Annotated in this window: 13 protein-coding genes; 7 read left to right on the top strand and 6 right to left on the bottom strand. The window is 58.5% G+C overall.

Annotation, left to right across the window (positions count from 1 at the left end; all coding sequences use genetic code 11):
- The first annotated feature begins 24 nt into the window (after positions 1 to 24).
- From FGE21_RS17010 to phoB, 6 genes are all read left to right on the top strand, one after another.
- Positions 25 to 1,065, top strand: a complete 1,041-nt coding sequence (locus tag FGE21_RS17010) for a substrate-binding domain-containing protein (RefSeq protein WP_139664615.1) — start codon at positions 25 to 27, stop codon at positions 1,063 to 1,065.
- 137 nt (positions 1,066 to 1,202) lie between these two features.
- Positions 1,203 to 2,681: a phosphate ABC transporter permease subunit PstC gene (gene pstC / locus FGE21_RS17005; RefSeq protein WP_139664614.1), complete on the top strand. Its 1,479-nt coding sequence runs from the start codon at positions 1,203 to 1,205 to the stop codon at positions 2,679 to 2,681.
- Positions 2,681 to 4,048, top strand: a complete 1,368-nt coding sequence (pstA, locus tag FGE21_RS17000) for a phosphate ABC transporter permease PstA (protein WP_139664613.1) — start codon at positions 2,681 to 2,683, stop codon at positions 4,046 to 4,048. The genes pstC and pstA overlap by 1 nt, the downstream gene beginning before the upstream one ends.
- 14 nt (positions 4,049 to 4,062) lie before the next feature.
- Positions 4,063 to 4,860: a phosphate ABC transporter ATP-binding protein PstB gene (pstB, locus tag FGE21_RS16995; protein ID WP_139664612.1), complete on the top strand. Its 798-nt coding sequence runs from the start codon at positions 4,063 to 4,065 to the stop codon at positions 4,858 to 4,860.
- A gap of 17 nt (positions 4,861 to 4,877) precedes the next feature.
- Positions 4,878 to 5,588 carry a phosphate signaling complex protein PhoU gene (phoU, locus tag FGE21_RS16990; protein WP_139664611.1) on the top strand — a complete coding sequence of 237 codons (711 nt, stop codon included), beginning with the start codon at positions 4,878 to 4,880 and terminating at the stop codon, positions 5,586 to 5,588.
- A gap of 2 nt (positions 5,589 to 5,590) precedes the next feature.
- Complete coding sequence (gene phoB / locus FGE21_RS16985) at positions 5,591 to 6,280, top strand: phosphate regulon transcriptional regulator PhoB (RefSeq protein ID WP_139664610.1); 690 nt, start codon at positions 5,591 to 5,593, stop codon at positions 6,278 to 6,280.
- Between the two features lie 120 nt (positions 6,281 to 6,400).
- Here phoB and FGE21_RS16980 read toward each other — a convergent pair whose 3' ends face one another.
- Positions 6,401 to 7,312, bottom strand: coding sequence for a LysR family transcriptional regulator (locus tag FGE21_RS16980; protein ID WP_139664609.1), 912 nt, complete (start codon positions 7,310 to 7,312; stop codon positions 6,401 to 6,403).
- Between the two features lie 97 nt (positions 7,313 to 7,409).
- Between FGE21_RS16980 and FGE21_RS16975 the strand changes: the two genes are divergently transcribed.
- Positions 7,410 to 8,633 carry an acyl-CoA dehydrogenase gene (locus tag FGE21_RS16975; RefSeq protein ID WP_139664608.1) on the top strand — a complete coding sequence of 408 codons (1,224 nt, stop codon included), beginning with the start codon at positions 7,410 to 7,412 and terminating at the stop codon, positions 8,631 to 8,633.
- Positions 8,634 to 9,374: 741 nt separating this feature from the next.
- Here the strand turns inward: FGE21_RS16975 and FGE21_RS16970 are convergent.
- From FGE21_RS16970 to sufC, 5 genes are read right to left on the bottom strand one after another with little or no spacing between them, the layout of a single operon-like run.
- Positions 9,375 to 10,595: a cysteine desulfurase gene (locus tag FGE21_RS16970; RefSeq protein ID WP_139664607.1), complete on the bottom strand. Its 1,221-nt coding sequence runs from the start codon at positions 10,593 to 10,595 to the stop codon at positions 9,375 to 9,377.
- On the bottom strand, positions 10,588 to 11,166 hold the full coding sequence (locus FGE21_RS16965; protein WP_139664606.1) for a YIP1 family protein: 579 nt from the start codon (positions 11,164 to 11,166) through the stop codon (positions 10,588 to 10,590). Before FGE21_RS16965 ends, FGE21_RS16970 begins: the two co-directional genes overlap by 8 nt.
- A complete protein-coding gene (locus tag FGE21_RS16960; protein ID WP_139664605.1) occupies positions 11,166 to 11,651 on the bottom strand; it encodes a YIP1 family protein in 486 nt (161 codons plus the stop codon). Before FGE21_RS16960 ends, FGE21_RS16965 begins: the two co-directional genes overlap by 1 nt.
- A gap of 6 nt (positions 11,652 to 11,657) precedes the next feature.
- Positions 11,658 to 12,938, bottom strand: coding sequence for a SufD family Fe-S cluster assembly protein (locus FGE21_RS16955; RefSeq protein ID WP_139664604.1), 1,281 nt, complete (start codon positions 12,936 to 12,938; stop codon positions 11,658 to 11,660).
- Positions 12,938 to 13,693, bottom strand: coding sequence for a Fe-S cluster assembly ATPase SufC (gene sufC, locus FGE21_RS16950; RefSeq protein ID WP_139664603.1), 756 nt, complete (start codon positions 13,691 to 13,693; stop codon positions 12,938 to 12,940). Before sufC ends, FGE21_RS16955 begins: the two co-directional genes overlap by 1 nt.
- Positions 13,694 to 13,700: the final 7 nt, after the last annotated feature.

The following is a 13,700-nucleotide window of genomic DNA, read 5'->3' as shown; positions in this document are numbered from 1 at the left end:
CCTCTTAAACTCATGGAGACGTATATGTCCTTTGTGAAAATGACCGCATCCACCCTGGCCATCGCAGCCGTATCCGCCACTGCAGCGGTTGCGCGTGACCAAGTGCAGGTCGCCGGTTCATCCACCGTTCTGCCCTATGCTTCTATCGTTGCCGAGGCCTTTGGCGAGAACTTCGACTTCCCGACTCCTGTTGTTGAATCCGGTGGCTCCTCCGCCGGCCTGAAGCGTTTCTGTGAAGGTGTTGGCGAAAACACCATCGACATCGCAAACGCCTCCCGCGCCATCCGTGACAAGGAAATCAAAGCCTGCGCCGACGCCGGCGTGACGGATATCATCGAAGTCCGCATCGGCTATGATGGCATCGTGTTTGCCTCCGACATCAACGGCAACTCCTTTGAGTTCACGCCGGTTCAGTGGTACAAAGCCGTATCCAAGCAGGTCGTCGTCGATGGCGCGCTGGTCGACAACCCCTACACAATGTGGAACGAAGTTGACCCCGCTCTGCCAGCGCAGGAAATCCAGGCCTATGTGCCCGGCACCAAACACGGCACACGCGAAGTTTTCGAAGACAAGGTAATCCTCGCAGGCTGTGAAGAGACCGGCGATTTCGACGTCTACAAAGCGGCCAACGGTGACGACAAGAAAGCCGCCGAAAAAGCCTGTATCGCTCTGCGGACCGACGGTCGTTCGGTGGACATCGACGGCGACTACACGGAGACACTGGCGCGCATCGAATCCAACAAGGACGGCATCGGCGTCTTCGGTCTGGCGTTCTACGAGAACAACACCGACAAGCTGCAGGTTGCGACAATGTCCGGCATCACACCCTCCACCGAGTCGATCTCGACCGGTGAATACCCTGTGTCCCGCCCGCTGTTCTTCTACGTGAAGAAAGCGCACATCGGCGTGATCCCAGGCGTGAAGGAATTCGCCGAGTTCTTCGTCTCCGATGAAGTTGCAGGTCCGGACGGCCCGCTGGCCGAATACGGCCTCGTTGCGGACCCGGAACTGGCGAAGACCCAGGAAGCTGTCGCTGCTGAAGCGACCATGGGCGGCAACTCCTAAGCGGCCCCGCGCAGGATTTCTGGCCGGGGCAGTGCGCTGCCCCGGCCTTTCGTTTCCAAACACATCCAACGCCGTAGCCTACTCTCGCCCACACCCACCTTTGCCCACCACTCTTGCACCGTCGAACGGAGCTCTTGATGCCCACTATATGGCTTGTTCTCGTCCTGATCGCACTGTCGGTCGCCGGGTTCTTTCTCGGACGCAGCCGCGCGCTGGCTTCCGCAAACGGAAACCCGAAGAACCTCCATTCGCTGCCCTCCTACTATGGGCATAATGTAGCGCTGTCGGCTTTGGTGCCCGCGCTTGCCATCCTTGCCGCATGGTTGCTGCTGCAGCCGATGCTCGTTGACACACGCGTGTCGAACATGATCCCGCAGGAAGCCGTTCCCGAAGGCACCACGCTGGGGCTGGTCATGAGCGATGTGCGCCGCGTCGCCGAAGGGCTCGATATTGCCGTCGCCCAGGGTGCGATGACCGCGGAACAGGCGCGCAACCTGCGCACGGAGTTTTCCGATGTCCGCGGCCTCCTGGGCGAAGTGGGCGTCGCGCTGGGGGCGGATGTTCGCCCCGAGGTCATGCGCGCGGCCCAAGCCTACCGCACCATGTCCAATACCGGGACCACCATCATGACCATCGTCGTGGCGCTGGTGGCGGTCGGCGGTTTTGCCTGGTCCTACGGGCGCACGCACAAGGATTTTCGCGCCCGCAACGTGGTGGAGCAGGGCATCATGGCGCTGTTGATCATCGCGGCATCCCTGGCCATCCTGACCACCGTCGGCATTGTGCTGTCGATGTTGTTCGAGACCCGGAATTTCTTCACCCTGCACTCGTGGACGGATTTCTTCTTTGGCGGAACCTGGGCGCCGAATTTCCGCGGCGACTCTGAACTCTCGATCCTGCCGCTGCTTTGGGGGACGTTCTACGTCTCGCTCATCGCCCTGCTGGTGGCCGTCCCGCTGGGCCTGTTTGCGGCGATCTACCTCAGTGAATATGCCAGCGCCGCCACCCGGTCCTTTGCCAAGCCGCTCTTGGAGATCCTCGCCGGTATTCCGACCATCGTTTACGGTCTCTTCGCGCTGCTGACAGTCGGGCCTGCGCTGGTCCGGTTCTTCGGTCAGGGCGAAGACGGTATCCTTGGGGTGGAGTGGATGACCGGGGCGACCTCGGTGCTGACGGCGGGGCTGGTGATGGGGATCATGCTCATTCCCTTCGTGTCTTCGCTGTCTGACGACATCATCAATGCGGTCCCTCAGGCGATGCGGGACGGCTCGCTCGGGCTGGGGGCCACCAAATCCGAAACCGTGCGTCAGGTGGTGATCCCGGCAGCGCTTCCCGGCATTGTCGGCGCCGTTCTGCTGGCCGCCTCGCGCGCGATCGGGGAAACCATGATCGTCGTGATGGGCGCCGGTGCGATTGCGAAATTCTCGGCCAACCCGCTGGAGGCCATGACCACCATAACCACCCGTATTGTCAGCCAGCTGACCGGCGACACGGATTTCGCCAGCCCTGAGACGCTGGTGGCCTTTGCCCTCGGGCTGACCCTCTTTGTGCTCACTCTGGGCCTCAACGTTCTCGCGCTTTACATCGTGCGCAAATACCGGGAGCAGTACGACTAATGACTGACCTCAGCCAAACGCCCGCATCCGGTGATACGCCGATGCCAAAGAAACAAGGCCAGTCTCTGCTGGAACTGAGCGATCGCACCAAGCGGCGCAATGCTGCTGAAACCCGGTTCAAAGCCTATGGGATCGGCGCCATCGCCATCGGTCTGTTGATGCTGCTGGTGCTGGTCACGACCATCTTCAGCAAGGGGATCGGCGCCTTCCAGCAAACCTTTGTGACGCTTCAGGTCGAACTGCTTGAAAGCAAGCTCGACAAGACCGGCAATCGCGATATCGACGATATCAAGAAGGTGACAACCTTCGGCTATGCCCCGATCATCCGCGGCGCGGTCGAGACAAAAGTCAACGCATTGGGGATCGACACGCCGCTCAAGGCCAAGGACATGGCCGGTATCCTGTCCAAGGACGCGGCCGCGACCCTGCGTGAATATGTGGTGAGCCACCCCGATCAGATCGGTGAAACGGTCGAGTTCCGCTTCCTGGCGCAAAGCCGCGTCGATGGCTATCTGAAGGGGCGGGTGAGCCGCGACAGCATTGCCAATGACAAGAACATCTCTGCCGCGCAGCTCGACCTGGTGGATGCGCTGATCGAGGCCGATGTGGTGGAGAAGACCTTCAACATGGCCTTCATCCTGGGGTCGGATGCATCGGACGCCCGTCCCGAGGCCGCCGGCATGGGGGTCTCCATGCTCGGATCGCTCTTCATGATGCTGGTGGTTCTGGCCCTGGCGCTGCCCATCGGCGTCGCGGCCTCGATCTATCTTGAGGAATTCGCACCGCAGAACTGGCTGACCGACATCATCGAGGTCAATATCTCCAACCTCGCGGCGGTGCCCTCGATCGTCTTCGGTATTCTGGGGCTCGCGGTTTTCATCAACTACATGCACCTGCCATCCTCGGCGCCGCTGGTTGGTGGTCTGGTGCTGACCCTGATGACCCTGCCGACGATCATCATCTCCACCCGTGCGTCGCTGAAGGCCGTGCCGCCATCGATCCGCGATGCCGCCCTTGGTGTAGGCGCGTCCCGAATGCAGTCGGTGTTCCACCATGTGCTTCCGCTCGCCGCGCCGGGGATCCTGACCGGCACCATCATCGGCCTGGCGCAGGCGCTGGGTGAAACCGCACCGCTGCTGCTGATCGGGATGGTGGGGTTCATTGCCTCCAATGCGCCGGACAGCATCGCCTCGGGGCTGTTGTCGCCCAACTCTGCCATGCCTGCCCAGATCTACGAATGGGCGAAACGCGCAGACCCTGCCTTCTACGAACGGGCCTGGGGCGGTATCATCATCCTGCTGGTCTTCTTGATCACCATGAACACCTTGGCCGTGATCTTGCGCCGCCGCTTTGAACGCCGCTGGTAAAGGGGATATTTACAATGAACGATATGACAGTAGTGGATAACACCGTGGAAACCCAAAGTACCAAGATCGCCGCGCAGAACGTCAACGTCTATTATGGCGAAAGCCACGCGATCAAGGACGTCAACGTTGAAATCGAAGACAAGACGGTAACGGCCTTTATCGGCCCGTCGGGCTGCGGCAAATCAACATTTCTGCGTTGTCTGAACCGCATGAATGACACCATCGACATCTGCCGGGTGACCGGGGATATCCTTCTGGACGGCGAGGACATCTACGACAAACGCGTCGATCCGGTGCAACTGCGCGCGCAGGTTGGCATGGTGTTTCAGAAACCGAACCCCTTTCCGAAATCGATCTACGACAACGTGGCCTATGGACCGCGCATTCACGGTCTGGCCCGCAACAAGGCCGAGCTCGATGAAATCGTCGAGAAATCCCTGCGCCGCGGGGCCATCTGGGACGAGGTCAAGGATCGCCTGCAGTCGCCGGGAACCGGCCTGTCCGGTGGCCAGCAGCAGCGCCTGTGTATTGCTCGTGCGGTCGCAACAGAGCCCGAGGTCCTGTTGATGGATGAACCCTGTTCCGCGCTCGACCCGATCGCGACCGCCCAGGTCGAAGAACTGATCGACGAGCTGCGCGAGAACTACTCGGTGGTGATCGTCACCCATTCGATGCAACAGGCCGCGCGCGTCAGCCAGAAAACCGCCTTCTTCCACCTGGGCAATCTGGTCGAATTTGGCCCCACCGGTCAGATCTTCACCAACCCCGAAGATCCGCGCACCGAAAGCTACATCACCGGCCGTATCGGCTAAGGCAGAGAGACAGTCTCATGGAAGAGCAACATATCGCATCCGCATTCGACCGGGATCTGGAAGCCATTCAGGCCCGGATCATGAAAATGGGCGGGCTTGTCGAGGCCGCCATCATGGAAGCCGCCCGCGCCCTGGAAACCCGGGACGAGGAGCTGGCCGCAAAGGTGGTGAAGGACGACGCCGCAATCGACGGTCTAGAGGAGCTGATCAACGAAGACGCCGCGCGGGTGATTGCGATCCGCGCGCCCGCAGCCGTTGACCTGCGGGTGGTCCTCAGCGTCATGAAGATCTCTGCCAACCTCGAGCGTATCGGTGACTATGCCAAGAACATGGCAAAGCGCACCGGCGTGCTGGTTCAGGGACCGGCGGTTGCCGACAGCGCCGCCGCGCTGCGTCGTATGGCTCGGGAAGTTGAATTGATGCTGAAGGACGCATTGGACAGCTACATCCAGCGTGACGCAGAGCTGGCCCGCGACGTGATCGACAGAGACCGCAACGTCGATCAGATGTACAACGCCCTGTTCCGCGAATTCCTCACACATATGATGGAGGATCCGCGCAACATCACCTCCTGCATGCACCTGCATTTCATCGCAAAGAACGTCGAGCGCATGGGGGACCACGTCACCTCGATGGCAGAGCAGGTGATCTATCTCGTGACAGGCAACAAGCCTGATGAGGAACGCACAAAGGCAGATACCACATCGGTTTCGCCCCAGGAGGTGTAGAGATGGCAGTCGATCAGCCCACAGTACTGGTCGTCGAGGACGAGTTGGCCCAGCGTGAGGTTCTGGCCTATAATCTCGAAGCCGATGGGTTCCGGGTGATCAGGGCAGAAAACGGCGAAGAGGCGCTGCTTCTTGTTGACGAGGACATGCCCGACATCATCGTGTTGGACTGGATGATGCCCAACCTCACCGGAATCGAAGTCTGCCGCCGCCTGAAGTCGCGCGCCGAGACCCGCGCGATTCCGATCATCATGCTGTCGGCCCGGTCCGAGGAAGTGGACAAGGTCCGTGGTCTCGAAACCGGCGCCGATGACTATGTGGTCAAACCCTATTCGGTGATTGAACTGATGGCGCGGGTCCGCACCCAGCTGCGCCGTGTGCGCCCGGCAACGGTGGGCATGCGGCTGGAGTTTGACGATATCGTTCTGGACGCCGAAACCCACAAGGTCAGCCGATCCGAGCACCCGCTCAAATTAGGTCCCACCGAATTCCGTCTCTTGTCCACCTTCATGGAAAAGCCGGGGCGGGTCTGGAGCCGGGAACAGCTTCTGGATCGGGTCTGGGGGCGCGATATCTATGTCGATACTCGCACCGTTGACGTGCACATCGGCCGTCTTCGCAAGGCGCTGACCCAGAATGGTGGCGAAGATCCGGTACGAACCGTACGCGGCGCGGGCTACGCGCTTGGCTAGAGCGGGTATGGGGTTCATTGCCGAAAAATTCGGCTCCGCGATGGCGGGGCCGTTTTCCGTCTGCCGGGCCGGAGTATCTGGATAGGGGTAGGGTAGCGGGGCCGGGGGATCGCGGCAGAGTCACCGGGGCAGGGGATCTTCTGGCTGCGCTTGCCCTTGCAACCACTCCCGGAACCGCATCAGGCTGGAATTGCGGGCTTTGGCTTGAGGCCAAACAAGGTAGTACGCGCCATCCATTGCTTCGACTGATGGATAGAGCGCGACCAGACGCCCGGTTGCCAGGTCCTGTTCCACAAGGTAGTCAGGCATCAACGCGACGCCCAAACCGTGCAGAGCGGCCTGGTTGATTGTTGAGAATTGATCATAGGTCGTTCCGGTCATCTCGCCCTCTACCGGAACAGAGTTGCGGGCAAACCAGTGGTTCCATGCCTCGGGCCTGGTCTGGATGTGCAAGAGGGGCATCTGCAACAGATCCGTCGGCGTTTCGATAGAATAGCGGTCCCGCATCTCCGCCGTGCAGACGGGGACTACATATTCATGCTTCAACAGCAAAGCATCGGTTCCGGGCCAGTCTCCGAGGCCGAAATGTATTGCCGCATCAAAGGGGTCTCTGGAGAAGTTAAATGGCGCCAACCGGGTGGACATATTGATCGTGACATCTGGATTGCGCCGCGCGAACTCCGGCAAACGTGGCATCAGCCAGCGCATCCCGAAGGCCGGCAGGATCGCAAGGTTCAGACTGCCGGCCAAAGGTTGAGCCTGCAGCTGCACCGTTGCCTGCACGATCCGGTCCAGTGACTGGCGAACCTCCTCTGCATAGGCGGAGGCTTCTGCAGACAGAGCGAGCTTCTTGCCGTCCCGCACGACCAGATCCAACCCCAATTGGCGTTCCAGGGCCTGCAGTTGGCGGCTGACCGCGCCCTGGGTGAGGGCCAGTTCGGTCGCGGCCGCAGAGGCACTGCCAAGGCGATCCAGCGCCTCCAGCGCGCGCAATGATGCAATCGATGGTATAAATCGGCGCGGGACTGTCATGTATGCTTTATTGTCATACATGCTTGCGAAAGTCTCGCTGTTTTTCAGGACAAGTCGGTATTAATGTTGTGTCAAGTTTTCTTGAGGAGCTCCACTGATGTCGGATCAAAAGCCAACCCTTCGTGCAAAAGACGCGCCCGATCTGGGCAAGTTCAATTGGGAAGATCCGTTCCGGCTTTCTGACCAGTTGTCCGAAGACGAACGCATGATTGAGAGCTCTGCCCGGGCCTATGCGCAGGAAAAACTGCAAAGCCGCGTGACCGAAGCCTTCCAGACAGAACATACCGATCCGGATATCTTCCGAGAAATGGGGGAAATGGGTCTGTTGGGCACGACAATCCCCGAGGAATACGGCGGGCTTGGCGGAGGCTATGTCTCTTACGGGCTGGTCGCGCGCGAAGTCGAGCGGGTCGACAGTGGCTATCGCTCGATGATGTCGGTGCAGAGTTCACTGGTCATGTATCCGATCTACGCCTATGGCAGCGAGCAGCAACGCCAGAAGTACCTGCCAAAGCTCGCGTCCGGGGAGTGGATCGGGTGTTTTGGCCTGACGGAACCCGATGCGGGCTCAGATCCTGCGGGCATGAAGACGCGGGCCGTCAAAACCGCGGACGGATATCGCCTGACCGGGTCCAAAATGTGGATTTCAAACGCACCGATCGCGGACGTCTTTGTGGTCTGGGCCAAATCAGAAGCCCATGGCGGCAAGATCCGGGGGTTTGTTCTTGAAAAGGGAATGAAGGGCCTGTCTGCGCCGAAGATTGACAAGAAAATGTCTCTGCGCGCGTCGATCACCGGCGAGATCGTCATGGAGTCCGTCGAGGTCTCGGAGGACGCTCTGCTGCCCAACGTCGAAGGATTGAAAGGTCCGTTTGGCTGCCTGAACCGCGCGCGCTATGGCATCAGTTGGGGCGTCATGGGCGCCGCCGAAGCATGTTGGCATGCGGCCCGTCAATATGGTCTGGACCGGCACCAGTTCGGTCGCCCGCTGGCAAATACGCAGCTATTTCAGCTGAAGCTGGCCAATATGCAGACGGAAATTGCCTTGGGCCTGCAGGCCTCGCTGCGGGTAGGGCGGCTCATGGATGAGGCCAATGCGGCGCCGGAGATGATTTCAATCGTCAAACGCAACAACTGCGGCAAGGCGTTGGAGATCGCGCGGGTTGCCCGGGATATGCATGGCGGCAACGGAATCAGTCTCGAGTTTCAGGTCATCCGGCATATGGTGAACCTTGAGACCGTCAACACCTATGAGGGCACCCATGACGTTCATGCGCTCATTCTTGGGCGTGCTCAGACCGGTCTGCAGGCATTCTTCTAATTCTAAACGCATCCCATTGATGCAAAACGGGGTTTGCATAACTGCAAGCCCCTTCATTTTGCGGGGATTGGCCAACCGAGGGCCGTGGTCACAGGGATCATGGCCAATGAAAAAGAGATCAGCGTCTTAATTTTAAGGTTAATTGCCCTCCAAATAACAACAAGTTTCCAGGAAATTCGCATTAAATATTATGAATACCCAGCACGGCGCCTTGCAGTTGCGAACGCACGAAGCGCAAAAAACACCAATCGCACCTATTTTTTTGCAGGTCCGCGAAGCTCAGCATATTCTCTGCAGCAAACAGACAAGAATGCAAAGTAAGGAAGAACGGAGCAGCCGAGGGTCCGTCAAAAACAGTTAAAACACGCGGGACTTTCTGCAAGTAGCGCGAAAGGCGCAGCGGCTGAGCGCCCCAAAAGCGCAAAGGCATCTTGCTGTAAACGCTCCGACCGAACAGTCGAGCTTGCTGTCGAGCTTGGGTTGGAATTCGGTCGCGACATGCGCCGAAAGCTCCAGCTCCGTTCATGCCTGCGCGTCATCCAGGTCATGTGCTCATCGACGCTGCGTTTAGCAAGGAGAGAGAGGGTGCTGTGCTTTTCCGATGGGTGCAAAAGCTCATTATGGTCACAATGTACATCTCATAATCATTATTATGTAAAATTATGAGGCACAAGTCACGCCATATTATACTATGATGTGTGACGTGCGCCTATTCTGCGTGGAGTATCGCGATGTTGTTGATTACGAAAACAACTCATGCGCCAGTTCAAGTGCGTCGACCAAACGATCGACGTCCTGCATCGTGTTATACATGCCGAAAGACGCCCGACAGGTCGCGGTCACACCAAGATGCTCCATCAAAGGACCGGCGCAGTGATGGCCCGCACGAACGGCAACGCCTTTCTTGTCCAGAATGGTTGAAATGTCATGCGCATGGGCAGCGCCGTCCAATGTCAAACTGAATATGGCGGCTTTCCCGGGAGCCTGCCCCTGGATGTTGAGCCAGTTGAGGCCCTTGAACCGGTCTGATGCATAATCTCGGAGGCTGGCTTCATGCGCCGCGATGTTCGCCATGCCGACATTCATCATATAGTCCAGTGCAACGCCCAATCCGATCGTTTGAACGATCCCTGGAGTTCCGGCCTCAAATTTCATTGGCGGATGATTGTAAATCACCCGATCCCGCGTCACCTCTTTGATCATATCGCCGCCCCCCATAAAGGGCCGCATCTCAGCCATTCGCTCGGGTCGGATATAAATCGCGCCAGAACCGGTTGGACCATAAAGTTTGTGCCCCGTGATCGCGTAGAAATCACAGCCGAGATCCTGTACATCCACAGGCATATGCACGGCGCTTTGCGATCCGTCGACCAACACGGGCACATCTTTTTCACGCGCGCCTGCAGAAATGGCTTTTACGTCAACAACAGTCCCCAACACATTGGAACAATGAGTAATCGCGATCAGTTTGGTTCTGGGGCCAATGGCATCCAGAACCTTCTGTGGATCCAGGCTTCCGTCCACCTCTGTCTCGATCCATTTCAATTTCACGCCCTGTCTTTCGCGCAGGAAATGCCAGGGCACGATATTGGCGTGGTGTTCCATGACGGACAAGATGATCTCGTCTCCCGCCTCGAACCGTGGCATGGCCCAGGCATAGGCGACCAGATTGATCCCTTCCGTTGTGCCTGAATTTAGAACGATATGGTCCTCGTTCTCGACATTCAGAAATCGGGCGATGGTCCCGCGTACGGCTTCGTATTTCTCAGTCGCCAGGTTGGATAGGTAGTGCAACCCTCTGTGTACGTTGGAATATTCCTGTGCGTATGCTTTGGTGATCGCATCGATGACAATCTGCGGCTTCTGAGCGGATGCACCATTGTCGAGATAGGTCAGTGGCTTGCCGTTGACCTCACGCGACAAGATGGGGAAATCGGAACGGATTTGTTCGACATCATACATTGGAGGTCTCCAGAATTGCGGGAACAAAAAGCCCCATCAGAAGTAGAATGACGGTCATTGCGCCAAGCCCCGCAAGCAGTATCACGCCGAGCGACTTCGCCATGGAGTTGAGACCGAAGCCCACGTTGGTAAAGTGCAACAAGACGTAGAACCCATAGACTGCAGCCGCAAGATTGAGCACGATTGCGATTGGTGGCATGATGAAAACCATAACAATCGCAGCGGTTTGAACCGCGATATTAACAAAGCGAAGCCAGACCAGAAGCCCAAAGAACGGGACAAAACCCGCATGCCCCCCAAGCCAGCTGCCGACAACGATCGCGGAAATCGTATAGGCCAATTGCAGAGAGGCGAGAAAAACACCGAACATCGCCGGGCTGAGGGAGGGAAACACCGCATTGGACGGCGCGCCCAGCAGAAAGCCCTGCACGGCATACAGAAGCACGCTCAGCACGACGCTCAGCGCAAATCCGGTCCAGATCACTTCGGCGTCAAATTTCCGGTCAAGCAATCTGCGTGCGGCACTGGCCGGTGCCAGAACCGTTTCAAGAGCGAGAGCTTTGAAATCCATCAGGTTTTTCCCCAATAGGCCTGAAACAGACCTGAAATCCAGAACCAAAGGAACACAAAACTCCAAAGAACGCCAACGGCAACCAATGCGCTGCCGGAGCCAATAAAACCGGCAACGAGACCGTTCAGGAGCAAAAGCGGAGTGGCCGCCAGAAACGCCCAGAACAAGGCCAGGCGGCTTTGGTATCCGTCGCCCTGCCCGCCCAAAGACCGCAGAGCCAGATGCGAGAGCCAGGCCAAAGTATAGAGGGCCAACGGGGCGATAAACACGATCCCAAGCAGCGCACCGCCCAGCAGCATGTTCAGCTCTTGCCCGGTCAGATAGGCCTCGCGCGCAAGCCGCGGCATCTGCGCGATGAACATCAAAACGCAAGCCCCCATCAGGAAAGCCAAAAGCCGATCCTCGCGTGGCCCCATATTCAGGAGCCGCGCGATTACTTTTCGCGGCCCCCGATAGGTTGCAAGAATATCAGAGGTCACCGCCATCCGAACTCAGCGCCGCCGCGCCAACCAGCCGTAGAGGCGGTCATTGATCGAGGCTGCAATGTCATCGCTATCGATTTCTTCCACGGCCTCGGCCAGGAAAGCGAGTGTCATCAGGTCGGTTGCCTCGGCTTCGGGCACGCCGCGCGAACGGAGGTAGAAGAGACCGTCCTCGTCGATCGCACCAGAGGTTGACCCGTGCGAGCAGGCCACATCGTCGGCGTAGATTTCCAGCTCCGGCTTGGCAAGAAACTGGCTATCGTCATCCAGCAACAAAGATTGCGAAATCTGATAGCCGTCAGTCTTTTGAGCGCCTTCCTTCACCAGGATCTTGCCTTGGAACACGCCTGTGGCGCCATTGCGGAGAACCTTTTTGAAAACCTGACGGCTTTCGCAATTTACCGCATCGTGGGTCACGAACACCGTGTCATCATGGTGGAAGTCGCCGTCTCCGACGCAGGCTCCCGCCACATGGGCAACCGCATCATCACCCAGGAATTCAATCACGGCCTCATTGCGCGTAAGAACACCGTTCACCGTCAACGTGAAGCTCTTGAAGACGGACTCGCGGCCGAGGCGGGCGAACAGATGCGTTGCGTTCCGCAGCTCGTGGTCACGGCCTTGCGCCCGCACCAGATGAAGCGTTCCGGTATCGGCAATGTCGATCTCCATCACGTGACTGAACCGCGATGCGGCCGGGCCGTTTTCCAGAATGGTCGCCTCGGCACCGCTGTCCACTTTGACCACGTGATGAAGCATCGCATCCGAGCTGTCACTCTGGTGGCGATAGACCAGATTGATCGGCTTGGAGGGGCGTCCCGTCACATGGATGACAACACCATCCGTGGCATAGCCTGTGTTCAGTGCGGCAAGAGGACGCTCCACCGGGGATTGTCCACGCGCTTCAAGAACGCCGTATATGTCCTTGCTCCAATGGATATCTTTGCCAGCAAGATCCGCGAGACGCTCGATGCTCACACCCTCCAGGGCCAGATCATCGGACGCCGCCGCGTCAAACACTCCATCGACGAATACGATCTTGATGCGGTCGAATGCATCGAACATCGGTTCTTCGCCGCTGTCAAAGACGGCCGCCTTCGGGGCCTCGGCGACAGTGAGTGTATCGGGTCGGGTGTATTTCCAATACTCGTCCCGACGATCAGGAAGCCCGGTGGCCTGCACACGTGAGATCGCCGCACGTCGCGCAGCCTCGAGACAGCCACCAGCGGGCATCGACAATGACGCCAGGCGCGCCTCTGTCGTGGATTGTTTCAACTCAGGAAGCGCCATTATGCCACCTCGGCGAGGATGTCTGCGTAGCCGTTGTTCTCCACCTCAAGCGCCAGCTCAGGACCGCCGGTCTTGATGATCCGGCCATCGGCCATAATATGAACAACGTCCGGTTTGATGTGGTCCAGAAGACGCTGGTAGTGCGTGATCACGAGAAATCCCCGTCCCTCATCCCGCAGCGCATTCACCCCGTCCGCAACCAGTTTCATGGCGTCGACGTCCAGACCAGAGTCGGTCTCGTCCAGAATGCACATCTTGGGTTCCAGCATCGCCATCTGCAGGATTTCGTTCCGCTTCTTCTCACCACCGGAGAAGCCGACATTGACCGGACGCTTGAGCATATCGGCGTCGATCTTCAGCGTTTTCGCCTTTTCACGCACGACCTTCAGAAAATCAGAGGCCGAGAGTTCCTCTTCGCCCCGCGCTTTGCGCTGTGCATTCACCGCGGTCCGCAGGAACGTCATATTGCCGACGCCGGGGATTTCGACGGGGTATTGGAACGCAAGAAACACACCAAGCGCGGCGCGTTCTTCCGGCTCCAGCTCCAGCAATTCCTCGCCCGCCAAAGTTGCCGAACCCTCGGTGACCTCATAGCCGTCCTTGCCCGCCAACACATAGGACAGGGTGGATTTTCCAGAGCCGTTCGGCCCCATGATCGCATGCACCTTGCCCGCTTCCACGGTCAGGTTCACACCCTTGAGGATCTGCTTGTCCTCTTCTTCAAGTTTTACGTGCAGGTTCTTGATCTCAAGCATTTCTATT

This window comes from Phaeobacter sp. B1627 (assembly GCF_006265095.1).
Classification (GTDB): Bacteria; Pseudomonadota; Alphaproteobacteria; order Rhodobacterales; family Rhodobacteraceae; genus Epibacterium.
Note: the sequence above shows the minus strand (reverse complement) of the source record. Positions and strands in the feature narration are given on the sequence as shown.

Excerpts from the sequence above, each read along its gene's own strand:
- FGE21_RS17010 (WP_139664615.1), top strand. The coding sequence starts at position 25 with ATGTCCTTTGTGAAAATGACCGCATCCACCCTGGCCATCGCAGCCGTA.
- pstC (WP_139664614.1), top strand. The coding sequence starts at position 1,203 with ATGCCCACTATATGGCTTGTTCTCGTCCTGATCGCACTGTCGGTCGCC.
- pstA (WP_139664613.1), top strand. The coding sequence starts at position 2,681 with ATGACTGACCTCAGCCAAACGCCCGCATCCGGTGATACGCCGATGCCA.
- pstB (WP_139664612.1), top strand. The coding sequence starts at position 4,063 with ATGAACGATATGACAGTAGTGGATAACACCGTGGAAACCCAAAGTACC.
- phoU (WP_139664611.1), top strand. The coding sequence starts at position 4,878 with ATGGAAGAGCAACATATCGCATCCGCATTCGACCGGGATCTGGAAGCC.
- phoB (WP_139664610.1), top strand. The coding sequence starts at position 5,591 with ATGGCAGTCGATCAGCCCACAGTACTGGTCGTCGAGGACGAGTTGGCC.
- FGE21_RS16980 (WP_139664609.1), bottom strand. The coding sequence starts at position 7,312 with ATGACAGTCCCGCGCCGATTTATACCATCGATTGCATCATTGCGCGCG.
- FGE21_RS16975 (WP_139664608.1), top strand. The coding sequence starts at position 7,410 with ATGTCGGATCAAAAGCCAACCCTTCGTGCAAAAGACGCGCCCGATCTG.
- FGE21_RS16970 (WP_139664607.1), bottom strand. The coding sequence starts at position 10,595 with ATGTATGATGTCGAACAAATCCGTTCCGATTTCCCCATCTTGTCGCGT.
- FGE21_RS16965 (WP_139664606.1), bottom strand. The coding sequence starts at position 11,166 with ATGGATTTCAAAGCTCTCGCTCTTGAAACGGTTCTGGCACCGGCCAGT.
- FGE21_RS16960 (WP_139664605.1), bottom strand. The coding sequence starts at position 11,651 with ATGGCGGTGACCTCTGATATTCTTGCAACCTATCGGGGGCCGCGAAAA.
- FGE21_RS16955 (WP_139664604.1), bottom strand. The coding sequence starts at position 12,938 with ATGGCGCTTCCTGAGTTGAAACAATCCACGACAGAGGCGCGCCTGGCG.
- sufC (WP_139664603.1), bottom strand. The coding sequence starts at position 13,693 with ATGCTTGAGATCAAGAACCTGCACGTAAAACTTGAAGAAGAGGACAAG.